Source organism: Bacteroides sp. OM05-10AA (assembly GCF_003439055.1).
Classification (GTDB): Bacteria; Bacteroidota; Bacteroidia; order Bacteroidales; family Bacteroidaceae; genus Bacteroides; species Bacteroides intestinigallinarum.
The window spans coordinates 35,912-57,873 of the sequence record NZ_QSUR01000021.1 but is presented as its reverse complement, the minus strand read 5'-3'; the positions used below and the strand labels follow the sequence as shown (position 1 = coordinate 57,873).

16 protein-coding genes and 1 pseudogene are annotated in these 21,962 nt (G+C 41.8%); 6 read left to right on the top strand and 11 right to left on the bottom strand.

Translation table 11 applies throughout. The features are described from left to right. The first annotated feature begins 80 nt into the window (after positions 1 to 80). The gene (locus tag DXB58_RS16660) at positions 81 to 977 is read left to right on the top strand and encodes a F0F1 ATP synthase subunit gamma (RefSeq protein ID WP_008998430.1); all 897 of its coding nucleotides are present in this window, start codon (positions 81 to 83) and stop codon (positions 975 to 977) included. Positions 978 to 1,562: 585 nt separating this feature from the next. Further along, positions 1,563 to 4,160 carry a helix-turn-helix domain-containing protein gene (locus DXB58_RS16655; protein ID WP_122137601.1) on the top strand — a complete coding sequence of 866 codons (2,598 nt, stop codon included), beginning with the start codon at positions 1,563 to 1,565 and terminating at the stop codon, positions 4,158 to 4,160. A 28-nt stretch (positions 4,161 to 4,188) separates the two neighbouring features. Here DXB58_RS16655 and DXB58_RS16650 read toward each other — a convergent pair whose 3' ends face one another. The 3 genes from DXB58_RS16650 to DXB58_RS16640 form a co-directional block, all read right to left on the bottom strand. Further along, positions 4,189 to 4,809 carry a lysine exporter LysO family protein gene (locus DXB58_RS16650; RefSeq protein ID WP_004295766.1) on the bottom strand — a complete coding sequence of 207 codons (621 nt, stop codon included), beginning with the start codon at positions 4,807 to 4,809 and terminating at the stop codon, positions 4,189 to 4,191. Beyond that, complete coding sequence (locus DXB58_RS16645; protein WP_004303461.1) at positions 4,806 to 5,084, bottom strand: LysO family transporter; 279 nt, start codon at positions 5,082 to 5,084, stop codon at positions 4,806 to 4,808. Before DXB58_RS16645 ends, DXB58_RS16650 begins: the two co-directional genes overlap by 4 nt. A 402-nt stretch (positions 5,085 to 5,486) precedes the next feature. Then, complete coding sequence (locus tag DXB58_RS16640) at positions 5,487 to 6,398, bottom strand: SDR family oxidoreductase (protein WP_122137600.1); 912 nt, start codon at positions 6,396 to 6,398, stop codon at positions 5,487 to 5,489. Positions 6,399 to 6,536: 138 nt separating this feature from the next. On the opposite strand from DXB58_RS16640, the gene DXB58_RS16635 reads away from it, so the two are divergent. Then, positions 6,537 to 7,706, top strand: a complete 1,170-nt coding sequence (locus DXB58_RS16635; protein ID WP_008998427.1) for an RtcB family protein — start codon at positions 6,537 to 6,539, stop codon at positions 7,704 to 7,706. Between the two features lie 174 nt (positions 7,707 to 7,880). Here the strand turns inward: DXB58_RS16635 and DXB58_RS16630 are convergent. After that, positions 7,881 to 9,034: pseudogene (locus tag DXB58_RS16630) on the bottom strand (acyltransferase family protein). Positions 9,035 to 9,202: 168 nt separating this feature from the next. Between DXB58_RS16630 and DXB58_RS16625 the strand changes: the two are divergent. Next, positions 9,203 to 10,021: a helix-turn-helix domain-containing protein gene (locus DXB58_RS16625; protein WP_122137599.1), complete on the top strand. Its 819-nt coding sequence runs from the start codon at positions 9,203 to 9,205 to the stop codon at positions 10,019 to 10,021. Positions 10,022 to 10,284: 263 nt separating this feature from the next. Here DXB58_RS16625 and DXB58_RS16620 read toward each other — a convergent pair whose 3' ends face one another. From DXB58_RS16620 to DXB58_RS16610, 3 genes are all read right to left on the bottom strand, one after another. Then, complete coding sequence (locus DXB58_RS16620; RefSeq protein ID WP_122137598.1) at positions 10,285 to 11,568, bottom strand: clostripain-related cysteine peptidase; 1,284 nt, start codon at positions 11,566 to 11,568, stop codon at positions 10,285 to 10,287. Positions 11,569 to 11,953: 385 nt separating this feature from the next. After that, on the bottom strand, positions 11,954 to 12,853 hold the full coding sequence (locus DXB58_RS16615; RefSeq protein WP_122137597.1) for an AraC family transcriptional regulator: 900 nt from the start codon (positions 12,851 to 12,853) through the stop codon (positions 11,954 to 11,956). A gap of 30 nt (positions 12,854 to 12,883) precedes the next feature. Then, positions 12,884 to 13,786, bottom strand: a complete 903-nt coding sequence (locus tag DXB58_RS16610) for an AraC family transcriptional regulator (RefSeq protein ID WP_004295775.1) — start codon at positions 13,784 to 13,786, stop codon at positions 12,884 to 12,886. Between the two features lie 204 nt (positions 13,787 to 13,990). Between DXB58_RS16610 and DXB58_RS16605 the strand changes: the two genes are divergently transcribed. Beyond that, positions 13,991 to 14,998 (top strand): SDR family oxidoreductase, encoded by a 1,008-nt coding sequence (locus DXB58_RS16605; RefSeq protein WP_122137596.1) that lies wholly within the window; start codon positions 13,991 to 13,993, stop codon positions 14,996 to 14,998. A gap of 128 nt (positions 14,999 to 15,126) precedes the next feature. Here DXB58_RS16605 and DXB58_RS16600 read toward each other — a convergent pair whose 3' ends face one another. From DXB58_RS16600 to DXB58_RS16590, 3 genes are all read right to left on the bottom strand, one after another. Further along, complete coding sequence (locus DXB58_RS16600; RefSeq protein WP_117512985.1) at positions 15,127 to 15,675, bottom strand: occludin; 549 nt, start codon at positions 15,673 to 15,675, stop codon at positions 15,127 to 15,129. A 169-nt stretch (positions 15,676 to 15,844) separates the two neighbouring features. Continuing rightward, positions 15,845 to 16,540, bottom strand: a complete 696-nt coding sequence (locus DXB58_RS16595) for a response regulator transcription factor (RefSeq protein WP_004295780.1) — start codon at positions 16,538 to 16,540, stop codon at positions 15,845 to 15,847. A gap of 12 nt (positions 16,541 to 16,552) precedes the next feature. Beyond that, positions 16,553 to 18,070: a sensor histidine kinase KdpD gene (locus DXB58_RS16590; protein ID WP_199487887.1), complete on the bottom strand. Its 1,518-nt coding sequence runs from the start codon at positions 18,068 to 18,070 to the stop codon at positions 16,553 to 16,555. A 132-nt stretch (positions 18,071 to 18,202) separates the two neighbouring features. On the opposite strand from DXB58_RS16590, the gene DXB58_RS16585 reads away from it, so the two are divergent. Further along, positions 18,203 to 20,311: an outer membrane beta-barrel family protein gene (locus tag DXB58_RS16585; protein ID WP_122137595.1), complete on the top strand. Its 2,109-nt coding sequence runs from the start codon at positions 18,203 to 18,205 to the stop codon at positions 20,309 to 20,311. Positions 20,312 to 20,320: 9 nt separating this feature from the next. Here DXB58_RS16585 and aspD read toward each other — a convergent pair whose 3' ends face one another. After that, positions 20,321 to 21,955, bottom strand: coding sequence for an aspartate 4-decarboxylase (aspD, locus tag DXB58_RS16580; RefSeq protein ID WP_122137594.1), 1,635 nt, complete (start codon positions 21,953 to 21,955; stop codon positions 20,321 to 20,323). Positions 21,956 to 21,962: the final 7 nt, after the last annotated feature.

The following is a 21,962-nucleotide window of genomic DNA, read 5'->3' as shown; positions in this document are numbered from 1 at the left end:
GGTTTTTTGATTTATCTAATTGGCTTTTTTATAAATCAGATCGCCCTTTAATTTTTAATTATTAATTTTTAATTATCACTATGGCTTCACTGAAAGAAGTAAAAACCAGAATAAATTCGGTCAAGAGTACCCGAAAAATCACTTCAGCAATGAAGATGGTGGCTTCTGCCAAATTACACAAGGCACAAGGAGCCATTGAGAATATGCTGCCTTATCAGAAGAAGTTGAACAAGATTCTGACTAACTTCCTAAGCGCGGACCTGCCTATCGAATCTCCTTATGTGCAGGAGCGTGAAGTGAAGCGTGTAGCAATCGTTGTTTTTTCTTCGAACACTTCTCTTTGTGGTGCTTTCAACGCCAACGTCATCAAAATGATGATGCAGACTATCGGGGAATTCCGTACTTTAGGACAGGATAATATCTTGATATTCCCGGTAGGTAAGAAGGTGGATGAAGCGGCCAAACGAATGGGTTTCAAACCGCAGGAGGTTTCTCCAACGCTTTCCGACAAACCAACGTATCAGGAGGCTGCCGAACTGGCTCACCGACTGATGGATATGTATGTAGCAGGCGAAGTGGATCGTGTGGAAATAATCTATCATCACTTCAAATCAATGGGGGTACAGATTCTTCTCCGTGAGACGTATCTCCCCATTAATCTGACGAACGTGGTTAGCGAAGAGGACAGAAAGAAAGAGGAAGAGGCACAGGAGCACGAGATTGCCAATGATTATATCATCGAACCGAACGCGGAGGAATTAATCGCGAGCTTAATCCCCACTGTATTGAGCCAGAAGATTTTTACCGCCGCTGTCGACTCTAATGCTTCGGAACATGCTGCACGTACGCTGGCTATGCAGGTGGCTACGGACAACGCAAATGAGCTGATTCAGGATTTGACGAAGCAATACAACAAGACTCGTCAGCAGGCGATTACAAATGAATTGCTGGATATTGTAGGGGGATCCATGAAGTAATTAATCATCTTTCTTTTGTCTTGAAACAAAAGAAAGAAGCAAAGAAAAATTCAAGGCTGACTTTTTTCTCCTACTCGCTTCCTTCACTTCGCTAAAGGGCAGAAACTCGCTACGCTCAAACAGTCTGCCCTTCTTAACGCTCCGTTACGGGCGCTCGCCTGACGGAGAAAAAAGTAGGCCGGGGAAGCTGGCGGGGTGGGCGTTGCTGCTGGTATTGTGGGGTAGGTTTGCGGGGAAGCTGTTCTGGATAGGGGTGCGGGGAAGCCGTGCGATATGCTTGGTATTGTTTTGGTGAGCCGCTGTTATATCGTTTATAGTTTTATTATATATTGTTCTGCTTTGCTATATTGAGTCGTATAACGTCTGCGGCTTTTATATGGCAAAGCTTTTTTTGAACGTTTCATAAGTCTCTTTATATTACATCGGCTACATCGGTTATTATTCTGTTGGCCTTTTATTCTATTAAGCTTTCCACATTGTAAGGCTTCCACCCGTAGCCTTGATTCTTTCTTTTTGGTGCTTTTTCTTTCGTATCAAGATGAAAGAAAAAGAATATTCAGTAACTTTACCGAAAATTGGAAAAGCATGGAAAATAATCCGGAACTGCAGCTTGCTTGGCAGTTCATTGAAAATACAGGCACCCATTTATTTCTTACCGGAAAAGCTGGAACCGGGAAAACGACATTTCTTAGACGATTGAAAGAACATACGCCCAAACGCATGGTCGTATTGGCTCCGACAGGGATTGCAGCTATCAATGCGGGAGGCGTAACGATTCATTCTTTCTTTCAGTTGTCTTTTGCTCCTTTTGTGCCCGAAACTACTTTTAATTCTTCCCAGACGCATTATCGTTATAGTAAAGAAAAGCGGAATATCATCCGTAGTATGGATTTGCTGGTTATTGATGAGATCAGTATGGTGCGTGCTGATTTGTTGGATGCGGTGGATGCAACTCTGCGGAGGTATCGCGATAGGGAGAAACCTTTTGGTGGGGTGCAGCTGTTGATGATTGGAGATTTGCAACAGTTGGCGCCTGTTGTGAAAGACAATGAGTGGGAATTGTTGAGAAAGCATTATGAGACTCCTTATTTCTTTGCAAGTCATGCATTGAAAGAAACGGCATATATGACGATTGAACTCAAGAAAGTATATCGTCAGAGTGATACGTTCTTCCTTTCCTTATTAAATAAAATTCGGGAGAATAAGGCGGATGATGAAGTGTTGAATGAACTGAACCGTCGTTATCAGCCCGGCTTTCAGCCGCAAAAAGAAGAGGGATATATTCGTCTGACGACACATAATAATCAGGCACAGAGGGTTAATGATCGCGAATTGGCATCGTTGCCCGGCAAGGCGTATCATTTTAGTGCCGAGATAGAGGGGGATTTTCCTGAATATTCGTATCCTGCGGATAAACTTCTGACAATTAAGGAGGGAGCACAGATTATGTTCCTGAAGAATGATCCATCGTCCGAGAAACGGTATTATAACGGTATGATTGGTGAGGTGGTAGCGGTTAATGAAACGGGTATTGTGGTGCGTGGTAAAGGGGATCGATCCGAATTTCAGTTGTTGCCGGAAGAGTGGGGGAATTATAAGTATGTGTTGAATGAGGAGACGAAGGAAATCACTGAAGTGATAGAGGGGACGTTCCGCCAGTATCCTATTCGTTTGGCGTGGGCTATTACGATACATAAGAGCCAGGGTTTGACGTTTGAACGTGCTATTATTGATGCACGGAATTCCTTTGCACATGGGCAAACTTATGTGGCTTTGAGTCGTTGCAAGACGTTGGAAGGTATGGTATTGGAATCTCCTTTACGCAGGGAAGCCATAATAAGTGATGCTACGGTGGATAATTTCACCAAAGCGGTGGAGCAGAATAAGCCGGGCAGCCAGCAGTTGAATGATATGCAAAAGGCGTATTTCTTTGATTTATTGAGTGATTTGTTTAATTTCTATTTGATCGATCAGGCTTATAAACGGTTGCTTCGTCTTATGGATGAGGATTTGTATAAGCTCTTTCCGAAGCAGTTGGCTGAATATAAGGCGTTGGCTCCCCATGTTAAAGAGAAGATTGTGGAGGTGTCTCAACGTTTCCGCAATCAGTATACCCGGTTGATACATGAGAGTGAGGATTATGCGGCGAATGAGGAGTTACAGGAGCGGATTCGTTCCGGTGCCGGATATTTTCATAAGGAGTTGGAACCGGTTCGGGCTTTGTATGATAAGACTAATATGCCTCTTGATAATAAAGAGTTGAGAAAGCTGTTGGCAGAGCGTATGCAGGCGCTGGATGATGCGTTGTGGATTAAGGAGTCTCTGTTGGAAGCTGTGTCTACAAGAGGGAGGTTTGCCATTACGGATTATTTGAAGTTGAAGGCTAAAGTAATGTTGAGCCTTGAAGATGATTCTACGTCTTCCGGTTCTTCGAAGGCTTTGAAGGAGAAGAAAGAACGTAAGGAACGGAAAGAGCGTACACGCAGTGCTGAAAAGGTAAAGGTGGAAGTTCCTACGGATATTCTGCATCCGGAGCTTTATCGTGCCCTATCTGAATGGAGAACAGCCAAAACAAGGGAGATGAATGTTCCTGCTTATGTGATTATGCAACAGAAAGCATTGATGGGAATTGTGAATCTGCTACCGGATAGTCCAAGAGCTTTGGAGGCGATACCTTATTTTGGAGCGAAAGGAGTAGAGAGATATGGGCTTGAGATTCTGGGTATTATCCGCAAGTATATGGCGGAGAATCAATTGGAGAGGCCGGAGATAACGGATATGTTAATCTCCTCCGGTAATGGCGATGATACGGTAAGGCAACGAAAGACGAAGCTGCAGAAAGAGGCAGAGAAACAGGAGAAAGAGGCGGAGAAGGAGAAAAAGAAGGAGGCGAAGAAAGATACGAAGTTGGTTAGCTATGAAATGTTCCGTCAGGGAATGAATATAGATGAAATAGCCAAGGCTCGTGAGTTGGTATCCGGAACCATTGCCGGACATCTGGAGCATTATGTCCGTTCGGGAAAGATCAAAGTAGAGCAGGTGGTGAAAGCTGAAAATATAGCGAAGATTCGCAAGTATTTGGATGAACATGAATACATGGGAATATTCGCTATAAAGGTAGCATTAGGAGACGCTGTCTCCTATGCTGATATCAAGTTTGTATTGGCTGTTTCCGGGCATTAATAAATAAGGTTATTATTCCCGGACAGGGTTAAAGATTACAGAAGAAAGAAACGAAAACGGGAACGCTGATGTCAATCAGAATGCCGTGCAGGATGGCGATGGGAATCATTTCTTTTCCTGAATATCTGGTAATGGAAGGCAGCAGTACGTCCATCGAGTTGACTCCTGCTGCTGAAATAGGAGCGAGTTTCCCGAAGTACTTCTTGATGATCGGAGTACCAAGAAGTGCCATCATCTCACGGAAAATATTAGTTAGTAGGGCAATGGTTCCCAGTTCCGTAGCCAGTTGCAGTCCGATGGAGGGTTCTTTGAACTGGGTGATAAGGATGGAAGAGAGTGAATAGTAGGCAAATCCACTTCCCACTGCCATACAGTCGAACACGCTCCATTGACGCAATAGCAAACTTGCCAGGGCGGAGAATAACAGCGTACCGATAATTGTTCCCAATGGAATCAGCAACATTTTAGGGTGCAAATGTGAAACAATGGCTTTCAGGTTCTTATTGGAACCGATGCTGATTCCTACTTGTAGCATTAATGCATAAAGTATGTACATGGAAACTGTGTGCGTATCAAACTCGAACTTATTGAAAGCTCCCATGATACAGCCTACACAAAAGAATACTATAACGATCAGACTTCCTTTCATTGTTCGCCTCCTTTCCTGAAAAATAATTGTAGTACCAAACGGGCAGCAATCAGGCTTCCCAATACACCGGACACGGCAAGAACAATGGCTTGCCATCCGAACTTACCAAGATTGTTCACAATCAGGCTATTAGAACCGATAGATACACCGAGAATAAAGAGCAACAGGAATATTGTAAGAGAAATTGTCTTTTCTGTCTTCTGTAGAATACTCCAGTTACGCAATACATAGCCGATGCCGATTCCTAAAAACATGGTAGATATAATAGAGAACATAATTGTATATATTTTGGGTTAGGTTAAACTGATGATTGACAACACACAAAAGAATTTTCAAAGAAGATGTTACATCTGCTTGAAAATCAGAAAGGAATACTGCTGTGACTAACAAAACAAGTCAGCAGGTAGTTCCTGTAAAGAAATAGTTGGGAAATTTAGATGAATCCACTGAACCAATGCACATGCACGCAACAGGACTTACAGAAAATTGGTATTCCTGCAAGAAAAAGAGTAGCGTTATGTAATTGTAATGTTTGATTCATCATTGGTCTTTTTTGAATTTGGTGCAAAGATAGTTATTTATTGCATATTTTCAAAATAAATATGCAATAAATGAAGAGAAAGGAATATCTGGAACGAGATAGATGGTTGTAAAAAGTTGGTTATGTGCTCTTTCCCTTATAAATTATTCCAGTTCGCAAGAATCTCTTTTAACTTTTGGGGTCTGTATCCGAGCATTGTCCGGGCTTTATCAATACTCATCCCACTGAAGCGGGGACGGGGAGTGCTTTCATTCATTTCTTCTGTGGTGGCAGGATGGATAAGAGAACGGTCGAGTTTCATACAATCTGCTACCTGGTAGGCAATCTCCGCAATGGTCATACATTCATCGCCACAGATGTGGAAGATGCCATTCGTCGTATGTTCTATTAAACGTAGCACTCCATCCGAAACATCTCCAACATAGGTTGGTGTCCGCCATTGATCGGATACGACACATATTTCTTGTCCGGCTTTCAAACGGTTCATTACCAGCTGCACAATATTACCGTGTTGTCCCGGCAGTGCCTTGCCATAAACGATTTCTACACGGACAATGGCATAACTGCTGCAAGTTTCTGCCACTCTCTCTTCTCCTTTCCATTTGGTATATCCGTAGTAGTTGACCGGAGCCGGGAGATCTTCTTCTGTATATAACAGCCCGGCAGCTTCGTTTATCTTTCCATCAAAAACAAAGTCCGTGGATAAATGAATGAAACGGCTTTTGTATTCTTCGCATAAATCGGCTAGTTGGCCCACTGCGGTAACATTGGTAAGATAGGCTTCTTCGTGATGCGTTTCGCAATAGTCCGGCACGGACAGGGCGGAGCAATTAATGACTACATCGGGTTGAACCTTTTTGAAGAGATGCTTAACGTCTGCTTCATTCCGGATATCTGTTTCGATGAAACGATAATCCTCCGCGTTATTGGGAAGAATATCCGGATGAAGGGAGCAGCCCGTCACCTTATAGTGTTTACAAGCAGACAAATCGTTTAAAATCTGGCGTCCGGTGAATCCGTTGGCACCGATAATTAATATCTTCTTCATTAGGTTCTATATATAGATGTTATAGATTATTTCTACAAAAATAAAAAATAATATCAACTACGCAAATAGATTTCGTACTTCCCTTCTTACTTTGCTCCCGATAACGAGATTTATATGAATTGATAAAAGAAAAAATGTATGGAAAAAGTAATTATGGGAACACGTTTACCCGCTAAACTTTGGTTGGATGAAGTAGAGGATTCTTGTATGTCACAGATTATGGATTTGACTTCACTGCCTTTTGCATTTAAACATATTGCCATCATGCCTGATGCGCATGCGGGAAAAGGAATGCCTATTGGCGGTGTGTTGGCTACCAATGGCGTGATTGTTCCCAATGCTGTGGGAGTGGATATCGGTTGTGGTATGTGTGCGATTAAAACGAATCTAAAAGCGGAAGATTTTAGTTATACGGATTTGACTTCCATTATGTCGAAGATTCGTGCAGTTGTTCCTTTGGGATTCGATCATCAGAATAAAAAGCAGGATCAGGAATTGCTTCCGCAAGGATTCGACTTTGAAGAGATGCCTGTTTTGAAGAATCAGTACGAGGCTTGTTTGAAGCAGATAGGAACCTTGGGAGGAGGAAATCACTTTATAGAGATTCAGAAAGATACAGAGACATCTGACGTTTGGGTGATGATTCACTCCGGAAGCCGTAACATTGGTTTGAAGGTTGCCAATCACTATAATAAGATTGCACAGTATTGGAATGAGAAATGGTATTCTGCAATGGTACCGGGACTGGCTTACCTGCCAATGGAGACACAGATGGCAAAGGATTATTTCCGTGAAATGAATTATTGTGTGGCTTTTGCCTTTGCCAACCGTCAGTTGATGATGAACCGTATCTGTGAATCTATTCAGGCGGTGAAACCTGAAACGGACTTTGAACCTATGATTAATATTGCCCATAACTATGCCGCTTGGGAGAATCACTTCGATCAGGATGTGATTGTACACCGAAAAGGTGCTACGCGTGCCTATGAGGGTGAGATTGGTATTATCCCCGGATCTATGGGTACTAAATCCTATATTGTTGAGGGATTGGGTAATCCGGAGAGTTTCAAAAGCTGTTCGCATGGTGCAGGTCGATTAATGGGAAGAAAGGATGCCTGTCGCCGTTTGTCACTGGATGAAGAGAAGGAGAGAATGGATCAGCAAGGTATTATTCACGGACTTCGTTCGCAGAACGAACTGGATGAAGCACCGGGAGCTTATAAAGATATTGCACAAGTGATAGCGAATGAGCGGGACTTGGTGAAACCGTTGGTGGAGCTGGCTCCAATGGCGGTGATTAAGGGATAATGATTGTTATGACTATGGAAAGAGGAATAATAAATCATAGTAAGAATAAGGAGAAAGCCATCTATTTAATCAGTTCTTCACTGATAATAGTGGCTTTCTCTTATTTGATTAGATCTAATATTATTAGATTCTCTATTATTAAATCTTGTATGATTCCATTTATTAGCTTCTACATTATTTCATCAACCAATGTTTCTTTAGCCATTCACGTACAGGTATATCATATAGCTTGAGGCTGCCATAAGCTAAACCGACGGAGAGAATGAAAATAGAAACACTAAGGCAGATAACCGTACCGAGTGGAGCATCCGGGTGATTGTTTGCCCAAGCAATCTGCATGTAAACCAGAGGGAAATGTGTGATATAGAGAGGATATGAGATTTCTCCGAGGAAGGTGCAAACAGCCACGGATTTTTTTCCTTTTATATCACTGCCTGCTCCTATAGCTACAATCAGCGGACATATAATAAGTATGCAAAAAGCTTCATAAGCTCCATTCATCCACATATTTTCCATACCTCCGATACGGGGCATTGCCAGCATTACAATAATAAGAACTGAACACCACCAGAATCCTCTTTTTATTTTGATGAGTTTATTGATCCGGGATAGTAACAATCCCATGAAAAATGGATAAAGTAGTCGGGTCATTCCTATGTATATTTGGTCGGGCGTGATACTCCAGCCTCCTATAACCGTATAAGCTGCGCTTCTGTTGGCGGAAAATAGATTGAATACGTCCAAATTCATGGTTAAGTCGATGGTTAGAAAGCAGTTCCTATTACAAAAATGCAAAGTAGTGTTTTTGAAAAGTGGCGGATAAATAATGCATAAAGGATATTAGCGATATATTCCAGCGTCAATGACCAGGTAGGTCCATTCAATGAATTTGTTTCCGACCATCCACGAATATCCCACGAAGTAAGTGCCGGAAGCATCGTACAGCCTAACAGGAAAAGTAGGAGCATTTTCCACCAGGGTGTTTCACTAATAAGAGGGAAAGCCGAACAGTCACCAAAATAGAAAAGCAAAGCTCCGATCAATGTACCCATAATTACCATCGGATGAAGACGTACAAGTCGGCGTTTGAAGAAATCTTTCAAGGTCATTCGATTCCAGCGGTCGTCATAAGCATAACCGATAACAAATCCGGAGAGAACAAAGAAGAAATCGACAGCCAAATAGCCATGATTTAATATTTGATGCATAGGATCGTGAGAATAAGTTTCAAAAAGATGATAAGCCACTACCATCATTGAAGCTACTCCACGTAAGCCATCCAGAATTTCATATCGCGGTTTGGATGCTAGATAATCATTGTGTTGCATAAAAGATAAAATGTTTTTTGTGGTGTTAAATAGTTCATTTTAAAGACGGGGCAAAATTACGTTGCAATCTTGTATGATGTTTGTTTTATCGTTTATTAGAATTGTCTTATATTTGCATATAAAGAGAAGAAATGGAGAGACTTACTCTTTATTTTAAAATATAGTCCAATGTCGCAGACTGAAAAACAATCGTGTACTTTCGATCATGTTCATCTTGCTCCTAATGAACAGATAGGGATGCATCAGCAATCTACTTGGGAATTATCTTATGTAATAACCGGTGCCGGAATGCGGATGATAGGAGATATGACAGAGCCTTTTACCAGTGGTGAAGTGATACTTATACCACCGGGAATACCGCATTGCTGGTCTTTTGACGATACAGTTACCGATGCCGAAGGTAAAATCGAAAATATAACTCTGCTACTTGAGACTACTTTTCTGGATCATTGTGCTTTTCTGTTTCAGGAGTTGCGTGACTATACAGATCGTTTTAAGAGGAATACAGATGCTGTGAAGTTCACAAAAGAAAAATCCAGTGCGCTGATTGCCATTCTAAAAGAAATGTGTCGGCAGAATGCTGCTGAACGTGTCGCATCTCTTATCAGGTTAATTCTCCTGATTGGAGAGAGTGGGGGCGTACAGATTGTTGGCAAGTATCAGAAAGTTGATAAAGAGAAAAAACGGATAGAGCAGATTCAAACATACGTTATTTGTAATGCAAAGCGGAATATAACTCTTGATGATGTGGCTCGACATGTAGGAATGAGTCGGGCTTCTTTTTGTGTTTTCTTCAAGAAGGCTACCGGGAAGACGTTTGTTACCTATTTGAATGAATATCGAATAAAATTGGCATGCCAACTTCTGGAGCAAAAAAAGAAGATGTCTGTTTCGGAGATCTGTTATGCTGTCGGATTTAATGATGTACCGTACTTTAATCGTGTATTTAAGCGCTATAATGGGATTACTCCGAGTGAATATGAATAGGAACGATATGGAATATCTGGCGTATGGACATAAAAAAAGGAGCAACGCCTTGCTCCAACCTTTGTTAACCTTAAATCTAATACTATGAAAAACACAGTGCAAAGATACGCACTTCTGGTAACTTTGCAAATAATCCAAGAAAAAAAGCATGTTTTATAACATTGATTAAGAATTTGTTTTCTCGATTCAATTTTTATTAAGAGATTTGACAGACCACATGCAGAGAATTAACTCTCTACCACCGTATGCTTCTTAGAGTAGATTTAATGAGTGGCGATATACCACGCTGTTTCGTTCTTTTTTGAAGCACCCGGATTAGTGCTTGGGTCGGAAATCGTGATTCCGGAGAAAGTATTGATATCAATTCTTTCTCCGTAGTAGGAGGAAGAGATTGCTGTAAAATACTGTTTGGTATTCCTTTTGAAGGGCACAGTGCGTTTCAACTGTTCGTTGAATTGCTCTAATAGATCCGGATCGGAACACAGTTTGGAAACGTAATCCCCGTAATCAAAGAATATGGTAGGCATATATCCGTCTAATCTTTGTAATTCACCTGTTAACTCTTTGTTAAACGTATAACGCTGATTTATTTCTTTCATAATAGCTGCCAGATTATCCAATTCCGAGCAATCAGTAACACCGATAGTTCCGCAGGGAGTCACATAATTTGAATAAAAAGAATAGAAACCGTCACAGACCTTTTCGTAATCTATATTTCCGATTAAGTATTGGCCTATCTTGTCGTATGGCATCCCATAGGCCATTATTTCACTTGTAGAAGCTATCAAGTGGCTTGTTACGTTTTTAAGGTCATAGGCAACCTCTACCGTAGATATATAGCAGTCATCGAAAAGTATATATTCCATCTTTAGGCCCGCGTTCGAAATGCCTCCGGCAAGCGTAGTAATATCAGTTTGATATTTCGTTTGTGTTCCTCCAAAAAAACGTGTCATCGGTGCATGTTCGTACTCCCAGTGCTTTTTACTAATCTGCAAGCTGTTACGTGAAGCTGCTCTCGATACAGGTATCCATCCCATCCCGTGACATCCGATAATCATTGCATATCGTTTGGCGGGAGCATAGGTTTGTACATCGTTCAAAATAGAAGTGATGCCCTCTGCGGTTGTATAGGTAGGATCCGGATAATCGTAGTTTTTTAAAGTCTTCTGTACACCTTTGCCATTCTCATAGACAAGTTCGGAGAGAGTGGCTTTGGTGGCCGATGTACATATAAATACGATCACCCGTTCGTTCTTCAATATATTGTTTCCGATGATACTTTTCAAATCGGCAATGTTCTGATAGAAAAAAGAAGTGAGGTTGTTCGACCAGGGTAGATACATGAACACCGTCTGTTCATTGTTCGAACGAACAACAGGATCAGTTGGATCGGGATCTGTCGGATCAGTGGTTGAGTCGTCCGTTTGCCTTGTAGTTGGAGAGGTAGCAACAGGATCCTCTTTCTCACATGAAATCATGCCAAAAGAAAGCAATAATACAAAGAGGATTGATTTCATCAGACGATAATATGGTTGCATTGTTTCCATTATTCTACAAGGATTAAATTATCTTTTTATATATAACGTAAAAAGAGAACCTTTTGATCTGTCTTATCGAGACATAATTGACATCTCTCTTTTTGCAAAGTTATTGAAAAATAGCGTAATTCCTATACTATCGTGAATAAGAAAAAGAGGAGAGCTTACGTATAGACATAAAAAAAGGAGCAACGCCTTGCTCCAACCTTTGTTAACCTTAAATCTAATACTATGAAAAACACATTACAAAGGTACATACTTTTGGCAACTTAGCAAATAATCCAAGGAAAAAAGTATGTTTCATAACATAGATTAAGAATTTGATATTCCAATTCAAATTTTATTAAGACTTTTTGGTTGCTTTATCTTCCTCTAATCCCTTTGACATATACTTTCAATTAGGCATCCGGAAATCATTCGGAGAACAACCTGTGATTTTCTTAAATAACCGGCTGAAATACTGTGGATTCTGAAAACCCAGCTCTTGCGTTATCTGATTGATTGTTTTATCAGTATTCACCAACCAATCTTTGGCAATCTCAAAGCGTTTGAATTCAATATACTCTTTAAATGATTTCCCCGTTTCATACTTCAGTAAGTCGTTGAAATATTCAGGAGACAAATGAAGCAGGTTTGCACAATACTTATGTGAAAGTATATCGACAGTCGATACCTGTTTCATTTCGAAATGGTTATTTATGATTTTATCGAATTGTTTGATAATCGTTTTATTCGCTTCATTACGTGTAATGAATTGGCGTTCGTAGAAACGGACGCAGTAATCCAGCAATAGTTCTATATACTTGGAAACTATCTTCTTGCTATGGCGGTCAATGCAACGTTCGAGTTCCTGGTTTATTTTATCCATAAACTCCAGAATGATTTGCTTCTCGCGCAAAGATATATGTAATGCTTCTTCAGGCAGATAAGAGAAGAAAGTATAGTTATGTATATTAAGTCCGAGCGGAGTGCCACAAATCAGATCGGGATGAAAAGCCAATATCCATCCTTTGGAGGGAAAATTCCTACTGTTTTCCTTCATATTGATAGACTCTCCGGGACTAAGGCAGAGCAAAGTACCATCCGAAAAATCATAATACTGGTGACCATACATATACGCTTCACATTTACACTCACTCAATAGAATCGTATAAAAGTCGAACTTGATGCCCGTATGAGCTGACAAGTCAGCCTTTGAGAGATCAATGACACTTACCAGCGGGTGTAGTGTCTTACTCCCCAGGCAACAATTGCATTGATGCACGGTTCCTATTTTGAGTACTTTATCTCCCATGATGTTGAGACTCCTGTATCTAAAATACGTCTAGTTTTTTTGTTTATATTCGTTCGGGGTGCAGCCGACATGCTTTTTAAATAACCGGCTGAAGTGCTGTGGATATTGAAATCCCAGTTCATAAGCTACCTGGCTGACAGTTTGAACGCCTTCCAGTATTCTTTCTTTGGCCAGTTCGATAATCCGGCACTGGATATATTCCTGTGCAGTTTTTCCGGTTTCCTTCTTTATCAGGTCTCCGAAATAATTAGGAGAGAGGCATGCCTTGTCTGCAAAGTATTTCACGGATGGCAGTCCTTCGGTCATTGCCACCTGATTTTGGAAATATTCGTCCAGTAATTGCTCGAATTTAACGACTATATCTTTATTCGCCTGATTGCGTGTAATGAACTGCCGTTCGTAGAAACGCATACAGTAATCCAGTAGCAGTTCGATATTCCGTACGATAAGTTGCTTACTATGCTTATCGATAGTATGCTCCAGTTCGAGCCGGATTTTATGTATGCAATCGGTTACGATTTCTCTTTCCTGATCTGAAAGATGCAATGCTTCATTTACCTCGTAAGAGAAAAAAGTATAGTTTTTGATATTCTGTCCTAATGAAGTTCCACGGATTAAATCGGGGTGGAATAAAACCCCAATCGACTTGGTACGGGGAGCCGTTCGGTTACGGTTGTCTATTCCGCTCACTTGTCCCGGTGCCATGCAGACAACCGTTCCTTCCTGATAATCGTAATTCTTACGTCCGTATGTGAGATCCCCGCATTTGGCATCTTTCAGGAACAGACAATAGAATCCGATGTTCATACGGATATACTCAACCGACTTGGTAGCTTTTGAGAAGTCGATTACATTAACTAAAGGGTGCAATGTCTCCAGTCCAAACAACTGGTCATACTGATCGACGGTTTCAATTTTTGTTATTTCATCCATATGCTTTGTTATTAATCTGATACAAAGATAAAACATTTGGAGGTATCTTTTTTATTTCATACCTCAAATCAGTAATAAGGGTACAAGAATCAGTAATCTGTATACTACATAAACTTGCGGGCGGAAAAATAAATAGCAATGATTGCTGGAAGTAAGTCATGGAATTGATATATTTGCTCCGGAGAATATAAAAAAACAGGTTTTATGAAAGCATTATTCATTGGAGGAACGGGTACTATCAGTACAGATGTAGTTGCATTGGCGCAACAGAGAGGGTGGGAGATTACTCTCCTTAACCGCGGCTCAAAAAAAATGCCGGAAGGAATTCACAGTATCATTGCGGATATTAATGATGAAGAAGCTGTGGCAAAAGCCATCGCACTTGAACATTACGATGTGGTTGCGCAATTCATCAGTTATACGGCAGAAGACGTAAAGCGTGATATCCGCCTGTTTCAGAATAAAACGCGGCAATACATCTTTATCAGCAGTGCCTCTGCCTATCAAAAGCCATTGACCGATTATCGCATTACTGAAAGCACTCCTCTGGTCAATCCCTACTGGCAGTATTCCAGAAACAAGATAGAAGCGGAAGAGGTATTGATGTCAGCCTACCGGACAAGTGGTTTTCCGGTGACCATCGTTCGTCCCAGCCATACCTATAACGGAACCAAACCTCCCGTAGCCGTACATGGAGATAAGGGAAACTGGCAGATTCTCAAACGGATTCTTGACGGCAAACCTGTCATTATTCCCGGTGATGGCTCCTCTTTGTGGACACTGACTCACTCCAAAGATTTTGCCAAAGGCTATGTCGGACTGATGGCGAATCCACATGCCATTGGTAACGCTTTTCATATCACTACCGATGAAAGTATGACTTGGAATCAGATTTACCAGACAATCGCCGATGCGTTAGGCAAACCTCTGAACGCATTGCACGTAGCATCCGATTTCCTTGCCAAACATAGCGATCATTATGATTTCAGGGGGGAACTCTTAGGAGATAAAGCAGCTACGGTTGTTTTCGATAATTCGAAGATAAAGCGGCTCGTCCCGGATTTTATATGCCATATCTCCATGGCGGACGGATTGCGGCAAGCTGTACATTATATGCTTTCTCATCCGGAAACTCAAACACCCGACCCGGAATTTGATTCGTGGTGTGACCGTATAGCCAATGCAATCAGTGCGGCAGACAAAGCTTTCTGATTAATAAGTACCTGCCACTAATTAATTGCTATTTTTTAGGCACGGATTACACGGATTAACGCGGTTATTTTTCAGCAATGATAACCCTAAAGACCGTGACATCCGTATAATCCGTGCCTAATTATTATTTAATAAGGAACATTTCTTCCTTGCTGCACCTCAATTCGTATTCCGAAATTACCATTAGCAGATTTCAGTTCAAACGCTCCCCGGAAATTATTCCTTTCCCAAGGCATAGCACTGCGGTTAGGCACCCGCCAGCCATCCTTGTTGTAATCTCCGTAAGTATTGATTCTCATTCCGTTTTTCAGCTTGAAAGATCCCATTTGCATAAACTGTGGAGAAGAAGACAATCCCCAACCATATCCGTATCCAAAACCAGAAAACCCGGAGTAAGAAGACGAAGAAAAAGAGTCGGTGAATCCTTGAGAATAGGTAATATCCGTGTTTAAACGAAAGAGCTGATTATAATCTTTCGTCATATTAGGCATATCTAAATTAAATTTGGGAAGTTCGGGAGTTGCTACGTTCATTAACCCCATATCCAGCAGAAAACCACCAAACTCTTTGATATTGGTAGATGGAGCACGACGAATACTATCGGAAGGAATTTCCGACTGTGCGGATGCAAAACCGACCGATAATATCAGCGAAAGAAATAGAATCAGTTTTTTCATCTTCGTAAAGGTTGATTTACCACAAAGATAGATAATTTCCACCTGACTATCCGCTTCCGTTATGTTTTCTTAGAAAAAAACTGTTGCGCAAATGCGGTACAGGTACAAAGTAAAAACATAAATCCTGTGAACTGTCTTTTATTCATGGCACTTTGCGGTGTTAAAGAGTTTAGTTGACAATCAGTTTATAACCGATTCCCCGTACATTGACAATACGTATCTGTTCATCTTGCGAGAGCTTATGCCGCAATTTGGTAATGAACACATGCAAGCTTCGGGAATTGAAAAAACTGTCATCTCCCCAAAGTTCGAGCAAGACATCCTGCGTGTTGACCACCTGATTCCGGTTCTCGCAAAGCCGTTTCAAGATTTCCGATTCACGGTGAGAGAGTTCCTGTCTCGTTCCTGCGTGTAATAAAGTTTGTGCAACAGGATCAAACAGATAACTCCCTATCTCAAAATGATTGGCAACCTTATTCTCTGTGAAGAGAAAAGCCTTTCCCATCAGTGCTTTGATTCGGATAATCAGTTCTTGTATACCGAAAGGCTTTTTCAGATAATCATTTGCTCCGAGTTCAAAGCCCTCCACCACATCATTGATGGCCGAACGGGCAGTCAGGAATAAGACAGGAGTCTGTTTATCCGTCTGGCGGATGCGACGTACCATTTCAAAGCCATCCATTTTCGGCATCATCACATCGGCTACAAGTACATCCGGATGAAGTTCGAAGAAAAGGCTTAGTCCTTCCTCGCCGTCATTCGCCGTATGAATGATAAAATCATTTTCTTCAAGTGTATCTTTGATAATCATGGCGAGCGTTTGTTCGTCTTCTACCAGTAATACGGTAATTTTGTTTTTACTCATGATTTTATGGGTTTATAAAGTAATGGTAAAAGTGCTTCCTTTGTCCGGTTCACTTTTTACGGTGATAGTCCCTCCATGTTTTTCGACCATGCTCTTTACATAGAACAGTCCTAGTCCGTAACCTTTTATATTATGAAGATTACCCGTCGGAACCCGGTAGAATTTATCAAATATATGCTTTTGTTTATCAAGTGGAATCCCGATTCCCCGGTCGGTAACGCTGATGGTTACTGTCCCCCCAGTCTGTCGGCAGGAAATAGACAATTCGGCTTCCTCCTTCGAGTATTTCACTGCATTATCTATCAGGTTACTGATGATGTTGCTGAAATGCGTACGGTCGGCTGCAATGACAAGCGTTTCCGGTTTAATATCCAATTCGATATGTACAGGCTTGTCCGCTTTTAGCTGGTGCTGCTCCATGAGCGGAGTAATCAGCTCCTTCAGGTTGATTTCCTCCGGATGCAAACGAAACGTTTTGCGACGCTCCATTCCCATGGATAAAATCTGTTCCACCAGCCCGCTAAGCCTTTGCAACTGCTCCTGACTGATGCGTAGATACTGGTCGCGCTTGCTTTTCTCTTCCGCCTGGTTAAAGTTCAGTAATGCGTCATTAGCCGCATAGGCTACAGCAATGGGAGTCTTTAATTCGTGCGTGATATTATTGGTAAAATCACTTTTCATTTCATCCAGCGTTTTCTGTTTCAGGAGCGTCCGGATAAGGAACCAGAAAGAGAATCCGAGAATCAGAAGAATTACAAATGAAGTGACCAGAATACCTGTCATCTGCTTTAATACCAATGAATTGATCGGCTCGAACACCAGTTGGTAGCGTTGGCTGTGATGCATATTAAATTCATAGTCATAGCGAATTGCCTTGGGACTGGGAATATAACTGCTATCTCCCGCAATACCTAATGTATCTGTATATACAATGGAAGAATCGGCACTGGTTCCTGTATAAATCAAAAGAGTGTGATGAGGAATAGAAAGATTATGCTCTTTCATCACATGGGTGAGCAAACTGTCATATCGCTGCAGGTTGACATCTATATAAGTGTCCACACCTGAATGAATGCCCTGCTGAATACTCATTAACAACTCCTTTAGCGAATCTTGCTTTTTCAATAATACATCCAGTCCGCTTTCGCTACTTGCAACAGCTTTGGAATCTTCAGAAGCATTGCCAACGGTTTTTACCGTGTCTGTGGTAGTTTCTGTCCGGGAATGTATCGTATCCTGACGGCTACTATCCGTATAAGAAATCGTTTGTTGGGTCACTAATGAATTGCCGTCCGCATCATATCCGGCCGATACCGTTAGCGAACCGTGTTCCACATTATCTTTTTGCAAATCATTAACCCGGAGCACGACCTCGTTGAAGTCACTCGTCCGCATTGCATCTCTGATATTGCTCTCCATTTCCAATTTCATCGACCGGTAAAGCCCTGTCAACCAATAAGCTTGATAAACAAAAATTCCGATTAGCGAGCAGATAACCAGTATGACGATATGTTTTAGCGGTAATTTCATACTGACAAAGATAATAGGAAACTATTCTTATTCTTCTCTTTGATAAGACTAAATAACACTAGATAAGCCAGTGATAACGCAAATATCCATTTTTTCTACCGTATTTTGTCGTATTCTAAAAATAAAGACGAAATGAAACGGATTAATTTACTATTTATGTCTCTTTTTTGCGTGTGGATATCTGCTACAGCACAAATCGGGCAACAGTCACAGGAACCTGTCGACAGTATCAAGAATATAGGTTATATGGATAGCTTGTTTCAGGAATTGCCCGAAGTAATGATTACGGGTGAACGCCCGATAGTGAAAGCCGAACAAGGCAAACTTGTGTATGACGTACCGAGGCTGGTAGGTAACCTGCCTGTGGATAATGCCTATGATGTTGTGAAAAATCTTCCGGGTATAGTAAATATGAATAATAGTCTGATGTTGGGAGGACAGGAAGTTACCGTTGTCATCAACGGAAAAGTTACCACACTGTCCGCCGAGCAATTAGACGCTTTATTAAAATCAATCCCTGTCAGCCGGATCGAGAAGGCGGAGGTGATGTATTCCGCTCCGGCACGCTATCAGGTACGCGGACCGATGATTAACCTGATATTAGCACCCGGCACAGGACAGGCATCTTCCCTTCAAGGAGAACTTTATACAGCTTTGAATCAACATCACTACGAATCTTTGGCAGAACGTGGAAGTCTTCTGTACTCCGGACGTAAATTCTCTGTAGATCTTCTTTACTCTTACTCTTATGATCGCGACCGAAGGATTACGGAGAAAGAAGCACTTCACACGTTGGCCGATGGTTCGGTGCATCAGATGGATATGGATGAAATCATGACTTCCCGTACCAACACTCATCAGATGCGCCTCGGAATGGACTACTCTTTCGCTGAAAATCATCTGTTAAGCTTGGTCTATACAACAGCCTTTACCGATTCCAAGCATTATTCCATAGCTACCGGTGCACAGAATTCCGTTACCGATTCACAGGGAGACAGCCAGCTCCATAATGCAAAATTAGATTATCAAACCCCTTTCGGACTGAAAGCAGGCGTAGCATTTACATCCTATCATTCTCCCGGTAGCGAACTATTACATAGCACGATGGGAGCAGAGACGATGAACTTCCTAAGCCGGGATAAGCAGCAAATCAATCAATGGCGTTTCTATGCCGGACAAGAACATACTTTGGGCAAAGGCTGGGGATTGAATTATGGCATAACCTATACGACCGCTTTAGACCATAGTTATCAAAGGTATTATGACCCGGAAACAGACAACCTGTTACCGGATAATAACATGACCTCCCGCCGTCGCGAGCAAACCCTGAATGTGTATGCCGGACTAAGTAAAAGCTTCGGTGAAAAACTCTCGGCCGATGTTTCTCTGGCAGCGGAGCAATATCATACAAATATCTGGAATGAATGGAGCCTGTACCCGGTAGCTAATCTAACTTATATACCCGCTGCCGGACATGTCCTCCAGCTCTCATTGAGTAGTGACAAGGAATATCCCGAATACTGGAGCGTACAGAATGCAATCTCTTACATGGGAGCATATTCTGAAATTCAAGGAAATCCTTATCTCAAACCTGCCACGAATTATGAAACCAGCCTTAATTATATATTAAAAGGCAAGTATGTTTTTACCGCCTTTTATAGCTATACAAAAGACAATCAAATGCAAACCCTCTACCAATCACCGGAACGCTTGGTAGAGATTTACAAATTCTTCAATTTTGATTTTTCATCACAGGCCGGATTGGTAATGACAGTTCCCTTTAAGGTGAAAAAATGGCTGGACTCCCGTTTCACCGCTATCGGTTTTCGTTATCGCCAGAAAGACAGTGATTTCTGGGATATCCCGTTTGACCGCAAACTATATACATTCGTCTTGACGATGAACAACACATTCACCCTTTCCACCAAACCCGACTTAAAGTTTACCTTGACCGGATTTTATCAAAATAAAGCCATACAGGGAATTTTCGATCTTCCCCGTTCGGGAAATCTGGATGCAGCGCTTCGTTACACCTTTGCAAAAGGAAAAGCACAATTGACGTTGAAGTGTGACGACCTGTTCAATACCTCCACCATTTCGACACAAGTCCGTTACGGATTGCAGAATGTGAAAAACCACTATATGCGGACCACCCGTACATTCGGCATTTCGTTTAACTATAAATTCGGAGGGTACAAAGAGAAGAAGCGGGAAGAGGTCGATACTTCCCGCTTTAAATAAGTGGTGATTTTATGCCTTCCATGCTTTGGCATATTCTTCCAAGACGCACTTGATACTTTGTCCGATTTTCACATAATCGGCTTCATTCAAGTTAGCTAGTGACACACGCACACTCCATTTCGGTCCGGCAAATCCACCACCATTCAACAGAACGAGTGAAGTTTCGTTTGCCAGGCGGAAAACCACGTCCAATGGATTGTAGGTCTTTTGCAGATAAGCAACGAAGTCATCCCCATAGAATTTCTTCGCCCATACCAGCATATCGATCTCCGAATAATATCCGGCACGTAACGGATCTTCCACCAGTGTGAAACCTGTGTTATCCCACAACGCATGCAGACGACGATGAATAATTTCCTGCATCTTTTTCTTATAACTGTCTTCTTTATCCAGAAGCGAGAAAATGGCAAACAAACTCATCTGCATTTGTTGAGGTAGAGAAAGTCCTGCAGTATGATTCAATGCAATCTGCCGGCTGTCAGCCACCATACGGTCGATAAACTTCATCTTTTCCGGTTGTAGGCTAAGACTGGAATAACGTTTGTTCAATATTGATTTCTGCTCCTCCGACAGGCGGGCAATCATTTTGTCGTAGATGTTGTCCTCGTGTAGAGCGATCACTGCGGTTCTCCATCCCGTAGCTCCAAAATATTTGGAGAACGAATAAACGCAAAGCGTATTATGCGGCAATTCTGCCATTAATGAACGGAAATGAGGAATAAATGTCCCGTACACATCATCCGTGATAATCATCAGGTTCGGATTATCATTCTTCACAATGTTGATGATACGTTCGGTAGTCTCTTTGCTAAGCGCATAACTGGGCGGATTACTCGGATTGGTGATAAATAATGCTTTGATCCGCGGATCTTTCAGCTTGTCTATATCTTCATCCTTATACTGCCAGGTATGTAAACCGTCAGGAGTCATCTGGTCAGCAGAAATTTCGGTCACGTCGAACTGATAGCGTCGCAGTTCCGGGATTTCTATATAAGGAGTGAACACTGGAATCATTAAAGCAATGGCATCCCCCTGGTTCAACAGGAAATTCTCCTGCAATGAATCGAACAGATAACACATGGCTGCCGTACCTCCTTCGGTTGCAAAAAGGTCAAAAGTTCCTTTTGGCGGACGGCGGTCACACATCTCTTGTGCCAGGTAATCCTGTACGATTAACTCCGTAAAATGTAAAATACGGTCGGGCACAGGATACTGGTCGCCAATCACCGATTCCGCCCATTCATGAATAAGCGTATCCGGATCGGCGGCATGTTCCATCAGCATATAATTGTAGCCCTCTTTCAACAGGTTAGCACCGGGAGCTTTCTCGTTTTCTTTCAGGAAAGCCTCGAAACGGGCGGCAATTCCCGCCTTTTGCGGAATGCCTGCTATTCCTTCTTCCAGTGAAAACGCATGGCGACATTCGCAAAGGCCGAATTGCCCCAGCAGAAAAAAGGCTTCACGTGGCTCGGTAGCAATCCAGTTCGGGTTACCTCTTCCGGCATTCAACATGGTATGTGCTATCTTCTTGATACTTTCATCTGCCATATCGATCAGTTTGTTTTTCAGCTCGAACGGGCTGATCGTTTCCATTTTCTTGGCATAACTTTTGGTAATGGCAGGGTTATTTGTTTTCTTTTCCATAATGATA